The sequence below is a fragment of the Bacillus safensis FO-36b genome (assembly GCF_000691165.1).
Classification (GTDB): domain Bacteria; phylum Bacillota; class Bacilli; order Bacillales; family Bacillaceae; genus Bacillus; species Bacillus safensis.
In genome coordinates this window covers 46,129-65,862 of sequence record NZ_ASJD01000005.1, presented here as the reverse complement: position 1 = coordinate 65,862, position 19,734 = coordinate 46,129, and the positions used below count along the sequence as shown (strand labels likewise).

Genomic DNA, 19,734 nt, shown 5'->3' with positions numbered 1-19,734 from the left:
GAATGAATCAAGAAGTCGGGGCAATCATGCATTATATCTACACACACTTTCCTGTGACAATGTATGATCGTCTTTTGCCAGAACGCTTTCAAGTGCCATCCGTTTACGTGCCGCCTGTGACAGTGATCAGTGGTCCAGATACGGTCTCTACCTTTATGAAATCTTATTCGCTGCAAGTGAAAGTCTTTCATATTGATACAGAAAAAGCACATGATGCGGCAGAATCAATCGTTGATGCATTGCTTGCTGATCGTCAAATCATTCAGATGATGAGTGAAGACGGAGAGGTGCTTGATGATTATGTCCGCATAAAAAGAGTGGAAACAAGAATGATAGATCAAGGCGTAGCAGCGATTGTCCTGACGTGGGATAGCAGCTATTGGTATAACCGTGACAAACAGGCAAGCCTTGAAGATATCAACTTTTCAGATGGGGTGATCAAACGTGAGCAAGACTAAACATGCTCAGCCTGCTCAAACAGCCGGCGAAGAAAAAGAATTTGGCTTTTCATTTGAAGCCTTAAAGGAGCACAGTAAGGATCTTTTTGGGGTCAAACCAGAAATCCTTGAAGGGGCTCTTTTTTATATCAAACATCAACCAATTACAAAAACAGAAGCGAAAAAGCACATTGATGCTTTTTTGTCCAAGGAGGTTTAAAGGATGAACGGAGGCACTTTTACACCAGGTACAGAGAAAAAGCGTCCTGGTATTTACTTTAATTTTAAAACAACAGCAGAGCAGCGAATTACTTTAGGCGATCGAGGTACAGTGGCACTTCCCCTTGTGATGAGCTGGGGAGAACCCAAAACCTTTATTTCCGTTTCAAACATGGAAGATTTAAATAAAAAGGTTGGACTCAACATTGATGATAAGTCACTTCTTCTTTTCCGTGAAGCAAAGAAAAAAGCCCAAACGGTCTTGCTTTACCGCCTAAATGAAGGAGAGCCGGCCAAAGCCGAAATTGCTGAAAATTTTGTCGTCACAGCAAATTATGGCGGCCTAAAAGGAAATGAGATCACAGTACAAGTCGCAGAAAATGTACTTGATAGCACAAAACGCGATGTGATCACTTATCTTGGAACAGATATTGTGGATAAACAGGTCGTCACTGATGTCAAAGACCTTGTGAAAAACAAATACGTTCAATTTTCTGGTGAAGGTGAAGCCGTCATCACAGCAGGTGTGGCACTAAGCGGCGGGAAAAACGGCGTGGCAAGTGTCGCAGATTATACAGCTTTCCTAGAAGCAGCAGAAACAGAATACTTCGATGTCATTGCCCTTCCAGTCGATAATAGTGAGCAATTAAAAGCAACCTTCGCTTCATTTATCGAGCGTCTACGTGATAAGCAAGGACGTAAGGTGCAAGGGGTTGTGGCGAATTATGCAGCGGACCAAGAAGGAATCATCAATGTGACAAGCGGCGTTGTCCTCGAAGATGGAACAGAACTAACACCTGCCCAAACAACAGCATGGGTCGCAGGTGCAAGTGCCGGAGCAAATTTCAATCAGTCATTGACCTTTGTTGAATACGAAGGAGCAGTCGATACATTAGAACGCCTTGACAATGATCAAGTAGAATACCGATTATCACAAGGGGAGTTCCTTTTCACCTTTGATGCGAGAGATCGTACCGTGAGTGTTGAAAAAGATATTAACTCCTTGACTAGCTTTACAGCTGAAAAGAACCAGCAATTGGCGAAAAATAAAATCATTCGTGTGCTTGATGCGATCAACAATGATTTAACATTCGAATTAAAAAATCTGATTAAATTACGTAAAGCCAATGGCAATGACATTCCAGCATCAGATGATGGTGTGCAGCTTGTGAAAACACTGATTACTCAGTATCTTACACAGCTTCAAGATGGCAGCGGCATTACAGGCTTTAATTCAGAAACAGATATCGTGATCGGTCTCAATGAAGATCGTGATGGATTTATCATCGATTTAGCGGTTCAACCAGTAGATGCAGCAGAAAAATTCTATTTCAATGTGGAGGTGAAGTAAGATGGCTTTTAAAGCGCAAAATACAATTTCAGGTAAAGAAGGTCGTCTTTTCTTAGAAGGTGAGGAGCTTGCATTTATTAAAACCTTCGAAGCAAACGTGGAGAAAAACAAATCAGAAGTCAACGTCATGGGCCGCCGAATGACTGGACATAAAACAACTGGAGCAAACGGAACAGGAACGGCAACATTCTATAAAGTTACGTCCCGTTTCGTTCAATTAATGCTCAATTATGTGAAAAAAGGAGAAGATCCATATTTCACTCTTCAAGCTGTCATTGACGATAAATCATCAGGCCGTGGCACTGAGCGTGTGACATTATTTGATGTCAACTTTGATTCTGCTAAAATCGCTGGATTGGATGTTGATTCAGAGGCGCTTGAAGAAGAAGTTCCTTTCACATTCGAGGACTTTGATCTGCCTGAAAAGCTGAAGAATACATTCTAAGAAAAGTGGAGGAAATTAGCTAATTAATTAGCAAAATAATAACTGAATATGCTATAATGCAGTTGTAATACAACCGTCTTGAAGCCGTCTTCATTTCTTCTGGTGACGTCTTGTATTCGATTCATTAAAATATGTTTACATGCAAAGCGATTTGCATAAAATAAAAAGAAGCCAGGATGCTCTAACATCCCGGCAATGTACAATTAGGCCCTTCAAGGGGCTGGCTTTTCGAATAGGTTCTTTAGGTAGACTTCCCTTTAACCTTCCACAGCTCAAGGGGAGTCTATTTTTTGTCTATATACGTCAACAAAGTAAAGATAAACATCCCGAATAAAAGCATAAGGGAAATCGCTTCAAATGTTGACATATGCATCACCCCCTTCCTATCGGGGATGAGCCAGACGCCCTTGAGCAAGCCGTTCAATTGTACAATTTAAATTATACATGAAAAGATTGGAAAGCACATTCAAAAAATGGATGTGCTTTTTTGCATTCAAAAAAACATAACAAAGGGAGTTTTTAAACATGAGTGAAAAACAAACATTTGATCTTTCATTTTTTATGCCAGGACAAACAGTAGAAGCGGAAGAAGTCAAAGTACCGATTTCTAAGCGTTTTGTTGATAAAAAAGGGAATGTCATTCCTTTTGTCTTTAAAGCCATTACAACTGAACGTATTGATGAATTGGAAAAAGAAAACACAACCTTCAAAAATGTCAAAGGCAGAGGACGTGTGAAAGACTTAGACAGCCAGCGCTTCTACGCACGTATTGCGATTGAATCGACGATTTACCCAGATTTCCGCTCAAAGGAATTAAGAGAAGCCTACAGCACACAAGATCCAGTTGAAGTAGCAAAACGGGTCCTGTCAGTCGGCGGTGAATATGCGAACTGGTTAAACAAAGCGATCGAAATCAACGGATTCGAAGATGAAATTGAAGATTTAGAAGAAGCAGCAAAAAACTAATAAAAGATGGGGATAAAGAAGCGGTGTTTTTATATTACGCAATGCACGAGCTTCACTACTCCCCATCTGAACTCCTGGAATTATACGAATCCCCAAGACCGTTCAAAGCATTCCTTTTCGGACTCATCAGCTACAAGCTAGACATGCTAGAAAAAGAAGCAAAGAAAGGAGGTAAATAATTGGCGAAACTTACAGCACGATTTGAATTAGAAGACCGGGTGTCGAAGAAGTTATTACGCATTCAAAAACGATTTCAAACGTTTGAGAAGCAGCTCAAACCATTTAGAAAACCAGTGAAAATAAGTCTGGAAATGGATGAAAAGAAATTAAGAAACCTCACTTTATCGCTGCGGAAAGTTTCAGTATTTTCTATGAGGCTGGATCAAGGAATCTATCGGGATCTAAAAGCATTGAACAATCAGTTAAATATGATTCCAAATCATCTGGTCATATCCTTTCAAGCGAAGGGGCTGAATGTCATTAAATCCAACATAGATCGTTTGAAACAAATGGGGACAAGTTCCATTATGCTGACGTTTAAACTAAACGATCAATTGTCAGCGAAAATGTCATCGATCAAAAAATCAATCCTTCAGCTCATCAACAGAACGTACTATATGAGATTAAACATGGTTGACCAAGCCACGGCTGCAATTCAACGAATCAAAAAGACACTCAAAAGCTTGACGATGTCCAAACACGAAATCAGAGTGTCTGTTCAAGACAATGCAAAAAGTAAGCTGAAAAAACGAGATCAGGCAGAGTCTGTTGTGAAAGAAAAGAAAGTAAAAAAGCAACCTAATGCAACTGCTGCTACAAAAACGAATGAAAACAAACAGAGCTGGTTGGGTAATTTGGGAAATAAGGCCCTAAAAGAAATTGAAAAATATGCAGGTGACGTTTCAGATAAATTGAAGGAAAAATTGAGTCCTAGAAACTTTTGGGATAATAATGCACTCCCTTGGATTGAAACGAAAATCGACGCATACAAACAAGAAGTGATCGGACGAATTAGTGAGAAGATTAAAATCAATCCTGAGGAGTATTTAGACAAATGGTTTAACAAAGGCTTAGATTTGATCCTTGGTCCGAAAAATCAATCAAGCGAGAACAACAGTAACTCTTCAGCTCAAAATCAAACGACTGAAGCATCAACAAATTCAACTCCTAATACGCAGCCAAATAAACAAAAAGGAAAAGGTTTGTTTCGTAATAGCTGTTGCCCTTGTTGTGCTCGAGGTTTAAGCAGGCGTGGTTCTAATAGAACTAGAAATAGAAATGGCCGTGCTCAAAGGCAGCCCACAAATCCTACCGCCACTTCTAGAGCTGAAAGAAATAGAAGACCTCCAGGTAGACTAGGAAAACTGAAAACAAATGCAGGTAAGATTTTTGAAAAAATCCCTAGTGGATTGAAGAAAACTACAGGCATAGTAGCCTCCGTTGCGGGACTTGCTGGACTGATGAAAGGTAGCGGCGGGTTAAGTAGTTTAGGCGATTCATTAAAAAATATAGGTAGAGGAAGTAGTAAGTTATTAAAAAGAGTGCCTGTATTAGGGAACTTATTAAGTGCAACAGATTTAATAGGAACAACCAAAGAAAACGTTGGGGAAAAAGTAGGTGGTTTCTCTGGAGGTCTTGCAGGAGGAGTTAGTGGAGCTGCAATTGGTCAGGCTCTAATTCCAATACCATTTGTAGGAGCTGCAATCGGTGGTGTTGCTGGAGGCATGGCTGGCACTTTTGGTGGATCAAAATTAGGGGAGATATTTGATACTTCAAAACTTAAAGAGAATATTTCAAACACTTTATTTAATGGCGAATGGTGGAGTGAAAAGTGGGGGAGTGTTAAAACTTCTGCAGAAACGTCTTTAGGAAACTTAAGTGAGAAATGGGAAGATATAAAAACTACAGCATCGAATACACTGTTCAATTCAGAATGGTGGGCAGAACAAGCTGGATACGTTACAGGAGTTTTAGAATCTACTGTCTTTAATGGCGAATGGTGGAGTGAAAAATGGGATGCTATCAAGGACTGGACTCAAGAAAAGTGGGATAGTGCCGTCGAAATATGGGATTCTATTAAGAGGAAACTTAGTGAGACCGTTTTCAACGGAGATTGGTGGGGAGAGAAGTGGGATAATGTAAAGGAATGGACCAAAGAAAAATGGGATGGTGCCGTCGAAATATGGGATTCTATTAAGGGGAAACTTAGTGAGACTGTTTTTAACGGAGATTGGTGGGGAGAGAAGTGGGATAATGTAAAGGAATGGACCAAAGAAAAATGGGATGGTGCCGTCGAAATATGGGATTCTATTAAGGGGAAACTTAGTGAGACTGTTTTTAACGGAGATTGGTGGGGAGAGAAGTGGGATAATGTAAAGGAATGGACCAAAGAAAAATGGGATAGTGCCGTCGAAATATGGGATTCTATTAAGAGGAAACTTAGTGAGACTGTTTTTAACGGAGATTGGTGGGGAGAGAAGTGGGATAATGTAAAAAAATGGACCAGAGAAAAATGGGATGGCGCAGTCGACATATGGAATTCAATTAAAGGGAAAATTCGTGAAACGGTCTTTAACAAAGATTGGTGGGGGGAAAAGTGGGATAACGTAAAAAGTTGGTCAAAAAGTAAATGGGAACAATCAAAAACAATTTGGTCAACTGCAAAAGCAACTATATCTTCAACTTTATTTAATAAAGACTGGTGGTCAAGTAAGTGGAGTAATGTTCAATCTTGGGGTAAAAATATTTTAGGAGATTCATGGGATTTACTCAAAAGTGAAGGCGCAAAACTCGTTGGTAGGCATATTGTGAAATTTGAAAAAGGTCGAGAAAACGGGAAAAAGGATTTTAAACCTGGTAAAAAAGCCACAGGCGGTTATATCACCCAGCCAACCTTATCATGGGTTGGTGAAGCAGGTAACGAATTTGTTATTCCAACTCAAAATAACCGAGGACGCGGAAAGATGCTGCTTGCTCAGGCTGCTTCTCATCTTGGAATGTCTGTTATGCCAAGCGGAGCAGCTGGAAAAAAACAAGTATCAAGCTCCCCAGCTCCTACAACTGCATCATCTTCTGTAGGTTCAATGAGCGGAGGCGGATCAGTCTCAATGAATGCGAACATTCAAGCTTCTAGCATTGGCGAGCAATTTAATGACGATTTTGAACAAGGGTTAAACCGTAAAGTCATCTCTCTTGATCAATGGAAACAAAAGAATATTCAGCAGCCTTTTGGTCAATTGACATCAGACTCAGGAAAGTATGGTCAGCAAACGGTTTCTGCCTTTGCAAACGGTCAGCAGATGACACCAACAGGAACAGACAGCTTCTTGCAAAGTCGTGTAAAAGCACCCTACCAACAAGTCATGACAGCATCACCCACTTGGGGTTCTGGAACAGTTAGTGGTTTTGCAGCAGGCCAAAATGCCACATCAATTGGCACGAGCCAATACGTAGATCAAAACATCAAACAACCATTCCTGCAAGCAAAACAAGAATCACCAGGCTGGGGTTCTGGAATGATTGACGCCTTTAACAGCGGCATGCGTTCCAAAGGAAGCGAAGTCACGCAAGCGGCCAAAGAAATGGCGAAGAAAGTAGAACAGGCGTTTAGAGAGGAATTAGACATTCATTCCCCTTCACGCGTCATGATGAGTCTTGGGAAATTTGCATCGATCGGTGTCGTAAAAGGGCTCGACTCAGTTGATGTGAAAAAATTTGCTGAAAATCAGGCTGGTTCATTAATCGGTGCCTTCAGCGGTATGGGAGCTTCAGGGCTTAATATTAAACAATGGCTCATGGCGGCTATCATGGCAACTGGTACATCAATGAGCTGGCTTCCAGGTCTGATGACCATCGCGCAGCATGAGTCACGTGGAAATCCGAGAGCGATCAACTTATGGGATTCCAACGCCAAAAAGGGAACCCCTTCTAAAGGCTTAATGCAAACCATTGGAACGACGTTTAACGCCAATAAAGGCAAAGGCATGAATGACATTTGGAACCCAATTCATAATGCCGTAGCAGCTATTAACTACATTAAGGGAAGATATGGAACAGTCTTCAACACGCCGGGATTACGAAGTATGAGAAGAGGCGGACCTTATAAAGGCTATGCAAATGGCGGATTGATTACTCAAGAGCAGGTGGCTAGAGTCGGTGAAGGAAATAAACGCGAATGGATCATTCCAGAGGAAAGAGGCATTCGCGGAAGGTATTTATTGACGCAGGCAGCCAAGGCACTTGGGATGCAAGTATATGATCCATCAAATGCATCTGCTCCTTTACCGGAAGCACAGATGCAGCAAGTTACCTCAGCTCAGTCTACTGGCAGTACAACTTCGCCAGGTAATAAACAGATTACGATTCAATTCAATGGAGATCAGCATTTCCATAATGGACAAGATCAGCAATCGCTAGTCGAAAAAATTAAACAAATGCTTGTAGATGAACTAGAAGTAGAGCTTCATACAGGAACGAAGGGGGTCGTAATTGATGGGTAAATCAGTGTATCAATTGTGGATTTCCCAAGGAAAGGACAAGTTGCGATTCCCTGTCCTTCCCTCCGAACTCGAAATCACTAACAACGTACAAAATGAAACAGTAAAGGTCGCCTCTTTTGGAGAACTGACCTTTATTGACGTACCATCGGCGAAACAAGTATCTTTCACCTCATTATTTCCTAAGAAATATTCGCCGATTGCTGAATATAAAAGCATTCCATCACCAGAGAATGCTATCGCGAAAATTGAACGAATGATGCGTTCAAAGAAATCCGTGCGGTTGATTGTAACTGGAACAAAAATCAATATGACGTGCAGCATTGAAAGCTTCACCCACAAGGAAGGGTCATATGATATTGGAGATCGTGAATTTACGATCGAGTTAAAGGAATACAAAACTGCATCTCCTAGGAAAATAAAACGTAAGAAAAAAGCAAAACAAACGAAAAAGAAACGACCTTCAAAAACACCACCAAAAATGTACACCGTCAAAAAAGGGGATACGCTATGGGCCATTTCTGGCAGGTTTTATGGCGACAGTACAAAATGGCGGCGTATTTGGAATGCCAATAAATTAGCGATGATTAAACGTAGCAGACGCAATATTAAGCAGCCGGGGCATTGGATTTTCCCTGGACAAAGGTTAAAAATACCACAATAGGGGGGCTGGCATTGATTGAGCTTTTTGCCATCAGAAGCGGCACCATGTATGAGCTTGTCACAGAGAGTGTGACACTTCAGGGGCAAAGGTATCAAGCCCCTCGCTCTATTCAGGCAAATATTATCACAAAGCAAGGCAGTCAAACATATTACCGTGTCTCAGAAGGGGACACGGTTCTTTTTAAATGGAAAGGAAAAGAGCTGTTTAGAGGCATTGTTTTTTCGCGGACGCCGGTTGAAGGAAAGCTGACGTTTACTGCATACGATATGCTCCAATATTTGGTGAAAAACCAAGATGTCTATGTTTTTTCAAATCAAAGAGCAGATCAAATCTTAAGGCGGATTGGAGCCGACTTTCAAATTCCAATGACTTCTATCTCCAATACAGGACATGTCATAAAATCACTAGTCTTTAAAAATGACACGAGCCTGTATGACATGATATTGAAAGCATTGAAAGAAACGAAGCGGCAAACAGGAAGAAACTATCAAATCTATTCTGCTAAAGGCAAGATGGGGCTGAGAGCCTGGCCTGATCCAGAGGACGTCTGGGTCATTGAATCAGGCGTCAATCTCATCAGCTATCAATTCAGCACCTCGATTGAAGAGACAGCCACTCGTGTCAAGATGCGTACGTCTGCTGATGAACAGGGGAAGAATAAGAAAAAAGGCAGTAAATCCGAAATTGTAGTGATCGAACAGGATAAAGCCGGTCAGAATAAATACGGTATTTTACAGCATGTTGAGACAGTCACAGGGCAAATCAACCAGCCGCAGCTGCAAAAAAGAGCTAAAGTACGGCTGGCAGAGAAAAAAGGCGTCAAACAAGAAGTCAAAAGCATACAAGCGTTAGGAATTCCAGAGCTGCAAAGCGGTCTCCCAATCTATTTGAAAATTCCTGAAATCAACGTGAAAAAAACTTACTGGATCGATCAAGACAAACATGAATTCAGTGGAGTGAAACACACCATGACCATTGATGTTGTTGAGAAAAATTCCATGCCAAAGGGTGATCAAGCGTGAGATTAAGTGAAGCGATTAAACGATTGGCAGTAAATGCAGTAGACGCAGAATCTCCAATTGATCTTGTCATCGGAGAAGTCACGGCGGTTTCCCCTCTGAGCATCCGATTAAATGAAAATCATAAACTGATCATTCCAGAAGAATTACTGATTTGGCCGAAGCGCTTAAATAAGGGTGAGGATGATGAGCTGAAAAGGGGAGACAGTATTATGGTGCTTGCAATGGCAGGAGGCCAGTCCTTTTACATCATCGACAAATTGTAAGGGAGGTGATGAACGTGGCACTTTCACCAGAGGAAGAAATCGAGGAAACAGAAGAAGACGAAGAGGTCGAAACCTCGACGACGTATCGAATAGATTTTGAAACTGGCAGACTGACAGGCGAAACCATTTCAGGCATCGAGGCAATCCGGCAATTCGTTTATATGACACTTAGGACAGAGCGGTATGCACATCCTATCTACAGCCACGACATTGGTACTGAAATTCAGGAGCTATTGACGGATACAGAAGCTACGGATGAATACAAAGAAATGGAGATTCCAAGGCTGCTAGAGGAAGCACTGATCGTTGACGAGCGGATTGATCATATTGAAGAGTTAGAGGTCACAAAGCAAAATGACTCATTTCATGTCAAACTAGCGATTGTCACAGATGAGGGCACATTAGAAATAGAGGAGGTGATGGAGGGCGATGTTTGAGGAACAGACGTACGAAGCATTAATGGAAAGAATGCTGGACAGACTGCCAGATGACATAGATAAAAGAGAAAACAGCGTGATTTGGAATGCCTTGGCACCTGCTGCCGCTGAACTGGCCCAATCCTATATTTGGCTTGATCAAGTGTTTGAGCTGGTCTTTGCAGATACAGCACAAGGAGAGTTTCTAGATCGGCGGGCTGCTGAAGTAGGGATCGAAAGAAAACCAGCCACTAAAGCGGTTTGGTCAGCGGTCATTCAGCCAGACAGTATCAACATTCCAGCTGGCTCACGTTTTTTTATTGAAGACGTTTATTTCCAGTATTCGAAGGATGGCACGCTAGAATGCGAGACACCTGGTAAAGCCGGCAATGTTCAATTAACAGATCAGCCGCTGCTGTCACTTGATACAATTCCAGGACTTGAATCGATTACGATGAAAGAACTGGTGATACCAGGTCAAGAGGAGGAAGATGACGCTTCTTTATATGATCGATATTTAATACGTGCGAGGCGGGAGGCGGTCAGTGCCAACAGGGCGCATTATAAAAAATGGGCTGAGGAAGTGCCCGGTGTTGGCAGAGCGAAAGTGTTCCCGCTTTGGAACGGAGAAGGGACAGTCAAAATTGTCATCACAGATGGCAATCTAGATGTTGCGTCAGACCTTCTTGTCAAAAGGGTACAGGAATATATCGACCCAGTGCCAGGTGAAGGAGAAGGACAAGCGCCTATAGGCTCGAAAGCAACCGTTGAAAGCGCCAAATGGCTGGATATCGACATAGAAGTGGCTGTCGAACTTCAAATGGACTGGACCCTTGAAGGAGCTCAGAAAGAAATAGAAGAAAAGGTCAAGACGCTGTTGAAATCAATCGCATTTGAAAAGAGTACCATTCGAATGTCCGCTTTAAATGATATTTTGTACCATTCAGAAAGTGTGTCAGATTATGCAGATGTGTTATTGAATGGCGAGTCGAAAAACTTAGTATTACAGGACATTGAGATTCCGCGTCTTAGGCAGGTGAAGGTTATTGAGCAAACAGGATGAAATGAAAACCTACTTGCCGCCATATTTTACAGAAATTTATGAAGTGGAGCACCTGCTCAAGACAGAGGCACCGGAATTTGAGGGATTGGACGAATCTATTTTCGACTTAACGGATCAGTTCTTTCCTTTAACAGCGACATGGGGATTGAATAGATGGGAAAGAATGCTGAAGGTGCAGCGGGAATCAGATGATTCAATTGAACTGCGCAGGGCACGCTTACTCAATATGATGTCAAATATTCCGCCAATCACGTATCTTTCATTAGAGAAATCAGTCAATCGCTTTCTCAAGAATCCAAGTGCTGTCATCCGTCTCACAACCAATCGCTATCACTTTGCCTTACGTGTGAACCTAGATGATCTGCAAAACACGAGATATATTGTAGAAATACTTGAAACGTTAAAGCCCGCACACTTGGCTTATACGTTCACGGCTTTTCATCATACTGATGTACATGAAAAAAATGATCATCACGGGAGGCTCACACTGCGAAGCAGAGTGGGTTTTTTCGATCATATCCCGATTTTACTCAATGGTGAATTTGTCTTAAATGGTACGTTTTATCTCAGCGGAACGCGAGGTGCAACGGATGTGCCTGCTCGTTTTCGGCATTCATTAAACATGAGGATGCCTCTTCAACATCAGTCAGAAACAGCATATCGCATGAACTATGTCATGACTGGAGCGGTACATGAAACGAAGCAAGGAGCGGCATTGACTTTACGCGCAAAAAATCAGCTCCAGCATCAAACAAAGAAGAAGATGACGTTCCGTCTGCCAGTACACGTCCAAACTGAGCAGGATGGAAGCTTACTGATCAAGGATCATTACTGGATTCTCGATGGATCTGTTTCGCTGGACGGATCAAAAATGCTAGCAGCAACTTCTAAAAAAATAGATTTATAAGGAGGATCACAATGGCTGATCAATTAACCGTAACAACACTGTATGCACGTCAACAAATGGCAAAGGCAAGAGCCGAAGGAACAAAACTCACAAAAGTCGTCAAAATGGCATTTGGAAATGGGGGAACGAAGGATGGAAAACCGATCTCACTAGACGGCACTGAACAAAAACTCAAAAAAGAACTAGTCCAAAAAAATATTGATTCGTTTACCTTCATGGAACCAGCAAAAATCCGCTACACCTGCACGATCGCCGAAGGAGAACTGGCAGGAGAAGTGATCAACGAACTAGCACTTGTCGACGAAGACGGCAAATTCACCGCCATCCGCACCATGACAGACAAACAAAAAGACGGCGACATCGAATTTGTTTTTGAGATTGATGATATTTATTAAAGATGGGACTTCAGGAAAATCCCAATGTTTTTTTGCTAGAACAATATCGTCAAAGCAAGCATTGATAGATTTGAAAGGAGAATGATCATGGAGATTAAGACACCTCGAACTTTTAAACCAACTGATAAAGCACATGCTGACCTATTTAACGATATGGTTGAAGACTTTCTTGACAATGATGTGGGTCTATTAGAGGCAATCAACCATCATATTGAAGATACAAACCCACATACATCTGAAGCAGAAAAGAAGAAATGGAACGATTCTCAGAGCTATAAGATTACAGCGGATAATGGAAGTCAGTTAATTAATGTGCCAGCTGATGCTAAGATTTTTGATGCGATAAAAGGGAAAGGAACGTGTACTTTTTACGCAGCTTCTGGAGTAGAAGATTCCCCAGCAAATATTTCATTGAGAGGATTACAGACAGTAGGTCAAGATAACATTGGTACTGGCTTTGCTGTAGATATTGCTGGTAATTCTTATAGTTTTTACTATAATGCTGCAGATACCGCTATTAACTGGACAAAGCTCCCTTCAAATGCTGAAAGAAATAAATGGAACGATGGACAATTATCTAAGATCACCTCAGATAATGGAGGGGTGATTCTATCTGTTTCTGATGGTGAAGATTTACTTGAAAAGGTTGTTTCTTTAGGCCCCAAGCATGGTACATTTTATGCCACAGGTAAAGCATTAAACAGCCCAACAACAAGATCGTGTCGTGGTATGTATCATTTTACTTCTCAAGATAGTAATGGAAAAGGTACATTTGGATGGGTCATAGCAATAGATTATAACAATTACATGTATACAAACTATCTTGATTTAAATTTGGGGTGGCAAGGCTGGAAACGTGTTTTAACAAAGGAGGATATGGATAATACTTCTTTTGTTGATACGTATGATCTCGATAATTCTTCTGTATCAGCCGTTGAAAACGTTCCAACAAAACTGAATTTTGGTGATACAAGATCAGACGATCTAGGAGAGTATAATCGTTCGCACGCTGAAATTACACTGAAAAACAATGGTCTGTATTTAATTAGGCTTTATCTTAATAGCAATAACATTCCTGTTGGATCAGATAGTATTTTGTCATGTTATGTGAATGGTACAGAATTTCAACGATTAGGTAACTGGAATCCTGTGGTCTCATCAAGTGTATGTGTATTATACCTTCAACAAAAGTTTAAAGCAGGAGACAAATTAACATTTTATATTACACCCAAAAACACTGGGAGAACCATTACGGTAAATAGAGCTTATGTTACCTTGTCACAGCTAAGATAGGATTATTTGAAAAAGAAAGTGTGTGAACAAATCGGAGGTAACTGTCGTTCAAAATTTAGTGACACAAGGCCTATTTGCCGTTCACTTTTGCTGGATTCTGTTTTATGTGCTTAATACAACAAAGGAACGAGAACATAAGTTCAATGCATAACATCGCCTAATAATAATGGTTTTTTGAAAGGAGAAAAAGATCATAAAAACACCTCAACCTTTTAGTACGAGCGATAAGGCTCATGCAGATCTTTTTAACAATCTAGTGAAGATTTTGATTGAAAATGACCAGGAACTATTAGAACAATTCAATCTTCATACAGGAGATACAAACCCTCACGTCTCTGGTTCAGAAAAGAAGAAATGGAATGAGTCGCAGCTGTATAAAATTACGGGGGATAATGGGGGACAACTTTTAAATATTCCGGTCGGCTCAAAAATTTATGACTCAATTAAAGACAAAGGGACATGTACATTTTATGCGCCCAGTGGAATAGAGGATAGCCCTTCACAATTTGCCATTAGAGGGATACAGACAGTGGGACAAAATAACATTGGAACAGGTTTTGCGATAGATACTTCAGGTAATGCATATTACTTCTACTATAATTCTAGCCACTTATCTATCACTTGGACTCAGATTCCGACAGCAGCTGAAAAAGATAAATGGAACAACAGTCAGCTCCATAAAATAACAAGAGATAACGGTCAACCCTTTTACAAAAGCATAAGTGAAACCACCGACTATAACGAAATGACAGAAACAGGAATGTATCTCGTTTATAATGCTGGTCTTAATGGTCCAAAGGAAATCAAAAGGGCATTTATGATAGTGATCAGTTATGGGAATACTCTGCTGCAAGCTATATATGATGCAGTTAATGGTCTGAACTCTTTTTATAGAATTAGGAAGACTGACTATACATGGACTGAATGGGAAAGGCAGCTCACATCTACAGATTTAAATGCTATTCAATCATTCCCTATTACTGATAATAATGGACAGGGGAAGGTTTATATCAGTAATACGGACGATTTCCATGAAATATTACCAAAGTATCGAGGTTTAGTTCATTTTGTGTCTGCAAATGCACCGGTCAATGGACCTGGTACTGCGTTAAGGGGGATCTGGACTTGTAATAGCACAAGTACGTACGGGCAGGCAATTGGCTTTGACAACTTAAACCGTACGTGGCGTAAGACAATAGCGAATGGTGTATGGTCAAAATGGGAACGTTTGTTAACCAGCGCAGAGCAAATAGAATGGAAGTCCCCGACAAAAATAATAAACGGATGGAAAGAATACGGGACTCAAAAAGTGCAATTTTATATGAATGCATTTGGAGAGGTAGAGTTAATTGGTTCAATTACAGGGGGTACTATCGGTTTTGAGGTACCTGCTTTTACATTACCAAGTGGTTATCGCCCTATACAGGGTATGCATTTTATAGGGGTAGCATCTAGTATCGGTGCTGGTTCAACACCACAAACACACAGAACACATATTGATACTGATGGTAATGTGTATATACAAAGTGTCTCCAATTCAACAAACCCAAATGAATTTATCACTTTCGGCTTTAAATTCATGGCGGCTCAGGAGGGATAAAAGTGAACTGGATATATAAATACGATGAAAAATTTAATTACCTTCCAGGGGAAGAAATAGAAATTGAAGGGGACGCAGACATCCCAAAAGGATATACAACTGTAAGACCTCAAGATGGTTTGTACAAAGGTAAATACAATGAAGCGAAAAGAGAATGGTATGAGTCGGCAACACAAGAATACATTGATAGCTTGCAGCCAAAGCCGCTGCCACAATCAGAAATTGATTTATTAAAACAGCAAAATGCTGATCTGCTTCAGCAACTGGCAGAGGCAGAACAAAGAGTAGAAGAACAATCAAAAATAATATCAGAACTTATCATGTTGCTGAATGAAAAGGGGGTCATTTAATTGGATTGGTTCCGTAGTATTTCATTGTTCTATCAATGGAAGTGTTATGAAAATGAAGACGTAGCAAAATTTGTTCGGTTCGAGAAGATTACGCCAAAACAATACAAAGAAATAACAAAAGAAGAATATCCAACTAACGCTGAATAGGCGTTTTTATTTTGCCTCCTTTAAGGATGCGCAAAGTGAGGGAGTAGGTGAGTGCAGTGGAAATGGATTTGACTCAATATTTAATGACACAAGGACCGTTTGCGGTGTTGTTTTGTTGGGTGCTGTTTTACGTATTAAACACAACAAAGGAAAGAGAAAACAAACTCAATGAGCAAATCGAGGCGCAAAATGATGTGCTAGCCAAGTTTAGTGAAAAGTATGACGTCGTGATCGACAAACTCGACAAAATAGAACGAAATTTAAAATAGGAGGAAAACTCATGAAAACATTCGACAAAGGCACTGTGATTCGCACAGTGCTTCTTTTTATTGCTCTGATCAATCAAACGCTTATCATGTTTGGACAGACGGTGCTGCCGATTAGTGAGGAGCAAGTACAAACCGTTGGTGAGGCACTTTATGTGGCAGGTTCTACGATTTTTACTATGGTTACAGCCGTTATCGCTTGGTTTAAAAACAATTATGTGACCTACAAAGGCCAATTACAAAAAGATGCTCTGAAACAAAGAGGGCTAACAAAATAATACTTGAAGGAGAAACGACATGGTAAAAATCATTCAAGCATTGATTCCAAAACAACATCGCAACAGACCAGGAAACACGATGAAGCCGCTCTATATTACAGTGCATAATACGTCTAACAGTGCAAAAGGTGCTAATGCGGCCAGTCATGCAGCATTTGTTGCACGTTCAAGTACCGGGGTGAGCTGGCATTACACCGTTGATAATCAGGTGATTTATCAGCATTTACCGTTAAACGAAAACGGCTGGCACGCAGGGGATGGCAGAGGCACCGGCAATATGAAATCAATTGGTATTGAAATTTGTGAAAATGCAGACGGCAACTTTGAACAAGCAGTCGAAAATGCTCAATGGCTCATTCGAAAGCTGATGGGAGATTTCGGAATTCCTTTATCAAATGTAGTGCCTCATAAACATTGGAGCGGGAAAGAATGTCCAAGGAAACTTCTCGGACGGTGGGATCAGTTTAAAGCTGGAATAGCCACAGCGCATACCGGCAGCAAAAGTACAAGAAAACCAGTTCAAGCAGAAAGTTTGAGCCACAAAACACCCGTTTCCAAAAAGAAATCGTCAAATCTGCCATCTGGCATTTTAAAAGTCACCAAGCCCTTAACAAAAGGCCCTCAAGTCACAGCTGTGCAAAAAGCCTTATCTTCTCTCTATTTTTACCCAGACAAAGGGGCAAAAAACAACGGGATTGACGGCTATTATGGACCGAAAACGGCGAATGCGGTCAAGCGGTTCCAGCTCATGAACGGCTTAGCTGCAGACGGAATTTACGGACTGAAGACGAAGAACAAAATCGAACAATTACAGAAGAAATGATGATCTATAAAAAAAGCTATCAGCAAGTGAGGAAATGCTTCCTTGCTGATAGCTAACAAAAAATGACATCATTTGTGATATAATTGGCCAAATCCCTATCATGAGAGGAGAGAAAAATGAAAAAAGAACTGCTCCAGATCATTATGCTGTCAGTGCTGCTCATCTATTTCATTTATCACGAAATGACGAGCGACTTCCCTGTGTCCTATACAATCATTCTCATCCTAACTTATCTTTCTGTGATCACATACCGCATCATAAAGTTATTAAGAAAAAACAAAGAACAAACAGAACTGTAAGAGATATGTACATAAAAAAACCATCCTTGATTTTACAAGAATGGTTTTTCGTATGGAGCATAGCGGGATCGAACCGCTGACCTCTACGCTGCCAGCGTAGCGCTCTCCCAGCTGAGCTAATGCCCCGGGATGTTTCAACAAATATTATTATATTTAATTCCCCCTTAGAATACAAGGGGGAAGGCTATTTTTTTATTTTTGATGAAAAATCTCTCAAATTTGTATTATGCATTATTTTTAACCTTGGGGACGACTTGGGGACGGAAATTTCCTATCTCTGTTTTTGTGTTTCTCAGATGTTTAGGATCAAACTTGTTAAAGTGATTCGCTGCACTCTTTTTCATTTCATCTGTTACATGGCCATATATATCAGATGTTGTTCTGGCGCTAGCATGTCCAGCACGTCTTTGAATAGCACTTATGCTTTCACCAGCTTCCATCAATAAAGCAACCATAGTGTGACGCAAATCATGTAAACGGATATTTTTTATTTTATATTTTTGTGTGATTCGTTTCCATTGGGTAGTTGGTGTTGTGTAATAATAGGGCTTTCCAAACCCACTATGAAAAATGTATTGGTGATCCCCACCCTCCCAGGCATCCTTTAGCTTTTCCTTTTCTCTTTTCCACATATGATAGTAAAGAGACAATTCATTCATATACCAATCTGGCATCTGCACAAATCGTTTTGAACTTTTGGACTTAGGTTCTTTCACATGTGGTTTGCCATCAACTGTCTTTGAAAGTGAACGATTAATTTTAAATCCACCAGCATCCCAATCTACATCTAAATGCCATTCGAGTGCAAGACCTTCACCGCGTCTCAATCCTCCTATCATCGCTGCTAAGAAATAAAGTCTCCATTTGATATCAACTTCTTCATATAGAACCTTGATACATTGAGCAGCTTCATCAGCTTCAAAATAGTTCATTTCCTTCTTCTCGTTGATCGGCAAGGGCAATCCCTTCATTGGATCAATCTTGATAATCTTCCATTCTTCAGCTGCGGTTTTAAAAACCACCTGTAGTAATTTAAAAATATCTAATATTGATCTTTCTCCTAATCCTCCTGGCTTACCATCTTTTCTTGCACCATCCTTTGATAAATCATCTAAAAAGTCTACGATATGTAAACTCTTTATTCGTTCTATTCTCATATGTCCAAAAACGGGGAGAATGTGATTTTTTAAGAGACTCCAATAAACATCCGATGTTGTCAAAGAATAAGGTTTTCCACTCTTTTGGTAGAGCTTTTTTTCTTTCCACTTATAGATGAAGGATTCGAAGGTTAGTTTTTCTGGTTCGATATATTCTCCAGAATTCACTTCCATCTTGAACTGATAGAGTTGATCTGAGAGGTAGTCCTGTAATTTTCTTTTTGTTTTTAACAGTTTATGATCTTCTATACGAATAGTTTTATATTTTCTTAACCTTTTGCCATTAGCATCATATCCAATTTCAACAACTAATCTAAAAGAATTACTGCCTCTTTTTTCAATGCTAGCCATATAAAACGCTCCTTGTCTGAGAAAAAACTTTTTGATTGTAAAGGTTTAATCGATGCTTCGCAAATGATGGAGTAACTTTAAAAGTTTTAGTTAAAAATTGAATTGCTAGGTCAGGGTCTACAGGTATATTTACTGATCTCAACATAAAAGTTGGTACTGCAAAATGGTACATAAAATTATTCGACTTCCATTCTTGATATAACCTAAATGAATCGGGCATCATCAGTTGATTTCCTTTATGAAAAAGAATGTGGCCAACTTCATGACAAAACTTTTCCCATCTAATGCTTTTATTCAATCTCTTATCTAAGATAATAATTTGGCTATCCTGTGTAATTATGGCTCTTGATGAAATTTCTTTATAACAAACTTCAATCCCTAATTTTTCAGAAATAGTATCAATAGATTGTTCAGAAGGATTTAAGATTTTCATTTCTGCATATAGTCTATTAACGTTATCTTCTAAATGAGTATAGTTATATTTCAATTTAATAAGCTCCTTCAAGTTAGTTTTAGGAACTGGTGT

Annotated in this window: 26 protein-coding genes and 1 tRNA gene; 23 read left to right on the top strand and 4 right to left on the bottom strand. The window is 40.2% G+C overall.

Features of this window, described 5'->3' with window-relative positions:
- Window positions 1-2: 2 nt before the first annotated feature.
- From BA81_RS12445 to BA81_RS12430, 4 genes are read left to right on the top strand one after another with little or no spacing between them, the layout of a single operon-like run.
- Window positions 3-458, top strand: coding sequence for a phage tail terminator family protein (locus BA81_RS12445; RefSeq protein WP_034282479.1), 456 nt, complete (start codon window positions 3-5; stop codon window positions 456-458).
- Entirely contained in the window at window positions 445-657 is a 213-nt protein-coding gene (locus BA81_RS12440; RefSeq protein ID WP_034282476.1) for a YqzN/YkzM domain-containing protein, read from the top strand. Before BA81_RS12445 ends, BA81_RS12440 begins: the two co-directional genes overlap by 14 nt.
- 3 nt (window positions 658-660) lie before the next feature.
- The gene (locus BA81_RS12435) at window positions 661-2,007 is read left to right on the top strand and encodes a phage tail sheath family protein (protein ID WP_034282473.1); all 1,347 of its coding nucleotides are present in this window, start codon (window positions 661-663) and stop codon (window positions 2,005-2,007) included.
- Between the two features lies 1 nt (window position 2,008).
- Entirely contained in the window at window positions 2,009-2,452 is a 444-nt protein-coding gene (locus BA81_RS12430; protein ID WP_024423257.1) for a phage tail tube protein, read from the top strand.
- 283 nt (window positions 2,453-2,735) lie between these two features.
- On the opposite strand, the gene BA81_RS20165 is transcribed toward BA81_RS12430, so the two are convergent.
- Window positions 2,736-2,792 carry a putative holin-like toxin gene (locus BA81_RS20165; protein WP_350223447.1) on the bottom strand — a complete coding sequence of 19 codons (57 nt, stop codon included), beginning with the start codon at window positions 2,790-2,792 and terminating at the stop codon, window positions 2,736-2,738.
- Between the two features lie 185 nt (window positions 2,793-2,977).
- On the opposite strand from BA81_RS20165, the gene BA81_RS12425 reads away from it, so the two are divergent.
- From BA81_RS12425 to BA81_RS12350, 19 genes are all read left to right on the top strand, one after another.
- Window positions 2,978-3,418, top strand: coding sequence for a phage tail assembly chaperone (locus tag BA81_RS12425; protein ID WP_012011040.1), 441 nt, complete (start codon window positions 2,978-2,980; stop codon window positions 3,416-3,418).
- Between the two features lie 41 nt (window positions 3,419-3,459).
- Window positions 3,460-3,597, top strand: coding sequence for a hypothetical protein (locus BA81_RS19580; protein ID WP_095357030.1), 138 nt, complete (start codon window positions 3,460-3,462; stop codon window positions 3,595-3,597).
- Window positions 3,598-7,917, top strand: a complete 4,320-nt coding sequence (locus BA81_RS12420) for a transglycosylase SLT domain-containing protein (protein WP_034282470.1) — start codon at window positions 3,598-3,600, stop codon at window positions 7,915-7,917.
- Entirely contained in the window at window positions 7,910-8,578 is a 669-nt protein-coding gene (locus BA81_RS12415; protein ID WP_034282467.1) for a LysM peptidoglycan-binding domain-containing protein, read from the top strand. The genes BA81_RS12420 and BA81_RS12415 overlap by 8 nt, the downstream gene beginning before the upstream one ends.
- 11 nt (window positions 8,579-8,589) lie before the next feature.
- Window positions 8,590-9,600, top strand: coding sequence for an XkdQ/YqbQ family protein (locus BA81_RS12410; RefSeq protein WP_034282465.1), 1,011 nt, complete (start codon window positions 8,590-8,592; stop codon window positions 9,598-9,600).
- The gene (locus BA81_RS12405; protein WP_024423253.1) at window positions 9,597-9,863 is read left to right on the top strand and encodes a DUF2577 family protein; all 267 of its coding nucleotides are present in this window, start codon (window positions 9,597-9,599) and stop codon (window positions 9,861-9,863) included. The genes BA81_RS12410 and BA81_RS12405 overlap by 4 nt, the downstream gene beginning before the upstream one ends.
- A 14-nt stretch (window positions 9,864-9,877) precedes the next feature.
- Window positions 9,878-10,300 carry a DUF2634 domain-containing protein gene (locus BA81_RS12400; RefSeq protein ID WP_034282463.1) on the top strand — a complete coding sequence of 141 codons (423 nt, stop codon included), beginning with the start codon at window positions 9,878-9,880 and terminating at the stop codon, window positions 10,298-10,300.
- Complete coding sequence (locus BA81_RS12395) at window positions 10,293-11,342, top strand: baseplate J/gp47 family protein (RefSeq protein ID WP_034282461.1); 1,050 nt, start codon at window positions 10,293-10,295, stop codon at window positions 11,340-11,342. Before BA81_RS12400 ends, BA81_RS12395 begins: the two co-directional genes overlap by 8 nt.
- A complete protein-coding gene (locus tag BA81_RS12390; RefSeq protein WP_034282459.1) occupies window positions 11,326-12,249 on the top strand; it encodes a YmfQ family protein in 924 nt (307 codons plus the stop codon). The genes BA81_RS12395 and BA81_RS12390 overlap by 17 nt, the downstream gene beginning before the upstream one ends.
- An 11-nt stretch (window positions 12,250-12,260) precedes the next feature.
- Window positions 12,261-12,644, top strand: a complete 384-nt coding sequence (locus tag BA81_RS12385; RefSeq protein ID WP_024423249.1) for a phage tail-collar fiber domain-containing protein — start codon at window positions 12,261-12,263, stop codon at window positions 12,642-12,644.
- An 87-nt stretch (window positions 12,645-12,731) separates the two neighbouring features.
- Window positions 12,732-13,937 (top strand): hypothetical protein, encoded by a 1,206-nt coding sequence (locus tag BA81_RS12380; protein WP_034282457.1) that lies wholly within the window; start codon window positions 12,732-12,734, stop codon window positions 13,935-13,937.
- 22 nt (window positions 13,938-13,959) lie between these two features.
- Window positions 13,960-14,088, top strand: coding sequence for a BhlA/UviB family holin-like peptide (locus tag BA81_RS19315; protein WP_080701214.1), 129 nt, complete (start codon window positions 13,960-13,962; stop codon window positions 14,086-14,088).
- A 105-nt stretch (window positions 14,089-14,193) separates the two neighbouring features.
- Window positions 14,194-15,537, top strand: coding sequence for a pyocin knob domain-containing protein (locus tag BA81_RS12375; RefSeq protein WP_326149629.1), 1,344 nt, complete (start codon window positions 14,194-14,196; stop codon window positions 15,535-15,537).
- Window positions 15,538-15,539: 2 nt separating this feature from the next.
- A complete protein-coding gene (locus BA81_RS12370) occupies window positions 15,540-15,887 on the top strand; it encodes a hypothetical protein (RefSeq protein WP_034282453.1) in 348 nt (115 codons plus the stop codon).
- Window positions 15,888-16,034: an XkdX family protein gene (locus tag BA81_RS19310; protein ID WP_075621941.1), complete on the top strand. Its 147-nt coding sequence runs from the start codon at window positions 15,888-15,890 to the stop codon at window positions 16,032-16,034.
- Window positions 16,035-16,090: 56 nt separating this feature from the next.
- Window positions 16,091-16,303, top strand: coding sequence for a BhlA/UviB family holin-like peptide (locus tag BA81_RS12365; RefSeq protein ID WP_008344062.1), 213 nt, complete (start codon window positions 16,091-16,093; stop codon window positions 16,301-16,303).
- Between the two features lie 11 nt (window positions 16,304-16,314).
- Entirely contained in the window at window positions 16,315-16,578 is a 264-nt protein-coding gene (locus BA81_RS12360) for a phage holin (protein WP_034282451.1), read from the top strand.
- Between the two features lie 19 nt (window positions 16,579-16,597).
- Window positions 16,598-17,401 (top strand): peptidoglycan recognition protein family protein, encoded by an 804-nt coding sequence (locus BA81_RS12355; RefSeq protein WP_034282448.1) that lies wholly within the window; start codon window positions 16,598-16,600, stop codon window positions 17,399-17,401.
- 116 nt (window positions 17,402-17,517) lie between these two features.
- Entirely contained in the window at window positions 17,518-17,700 is a 183-nt protein-coding gene (locus BA81_RS12350; protein ID WP_034282447.1) for a hypothetical protein, read from the top strand.
- 53 nt (window positions 17,701-17,753) lie between these two features.
- On the opposite strand, the gene BA81_RS12345 is transcribed toward BA81_RS12350, so the two are convergent.
- From BA81_RS12345 to BA81_RS12335, 3 genes are all read right to left on the bottom strand, one after another.
- A tRNA-Ala gene (locus tag BA81_RS12345) sits at window positions 17,754-17,826 on the bottom strand.
- A 98-nt stretch (window positions 17,827-17,924) separates the two neighbouring features.
- A complete protein-coding gene (locus tag BA81_RS12340) occupies window positions 17,925-19,208 on the bottom strand; it encodes a tyrosine-type recombinase/integrase (RefSeq protein ID WP_034282446.1) in 1,284 nt (427 codons plus the stop codon).
- Entirely contained in the window at window positions 19,201-19,695 is a 495-nt protein-coding gene (locus BA81_RS12335; protein WP_034282444.1) for an ImmA/IrrE family metallo-endopeptidase, read from the bottom strand. Before BA81_RS12335 ends, BA81_RS12340 begins: the two co-directional genes overlap by 8 nt.
- Between the last annotated feature and the right edge of the window lie 39 nt (window positions 19,696-19,734).

Coding starts and splice junctions, on each gene's coding strand:
- BA81_RS12350 (WP_034282447.1), top strand. CDS start 17,518: ATGAAAAAAGAACTGCTCCAGATCATTATGCTGTCAGTGCTGCTCATC.
- BA81_RS12355 (WP_034282448.1), top strand. CDS start 16,598: ATGGTAAAAATCATTCAAGCATTGATTCCAAAACAACATCGCAACAGA.
- BA81_RS12415 (WP_034282467.1), top strand. CDS start 7,910: ATGGGTAAATCAGTGTATCAATTGTGGATTTCCCAAGGAAAGGACAAG.
- BA81_RS12340 (WP_034282446.1), bottom strand. CDS start 19,208: ATGGCTAGCATTGAAAAAAGAGGCAGTAATTCTTTTAGATTAGTTGTT.
- BA81_RS12360 (WP_034282451.1), top strand. CDS start 16,315: ATGAAAACATTCGACAAAGGCACTGTGATTCGCACAGTGCTTCTTTTT.
- BA81_RS12445 (WP_034282479.1), top strand. CDS start 3: ATGAATCAAGAAGTCGGGGCAATCATGCATTATATCTACACACACTTT.
- BA81_RS12435 (WP_034282473.1), top strand. CDS start 661: ATGAACGGAGGCACTTTTACACCAGGTACAGAGAAAAAGCGTCCTGGT.
- BA81_RS12430 (WP_024423257.1), top strand. CDS start 2,009: ATGGCTTTTAAAGCGCAAAATACAATTTCAGGTAAAGAAGGTCGTCTT.
- BA81_RS19580 (WP_095357030.1), top strand. CDS start 3,460: ATGCACGAGCTTCACTACTCCCCATCTGAACTCCTGGAATTATACGAA.
- BA81_RS12385 (WP_024423249.1), top strand. CDS start 12,261: ATGGCTGATCAATTAACCGTAACAACACTGTATGCACGTCAACAAATG.
- BA81_RS12425 (WP_012011040.1), top strand. CDS start 2,978: ATGAGTGAAAAACAAACATTTGATCTTTCATTTTTTATGCCAGGACAA.
- BA81_RS12395 (WP_034282461.1), top strand. CDS start 10,293: ATGTTTGAGGAACAGACGTACGAAGCATTAATGGAAAGAATGCTGGAC.
- BA81_RS12380 (WP_034282457.1), top strand. CDS start 12,732: ATGGAGATTAAGACACCTCGAACTTTTAAACCAACTGATAAAGCACAT.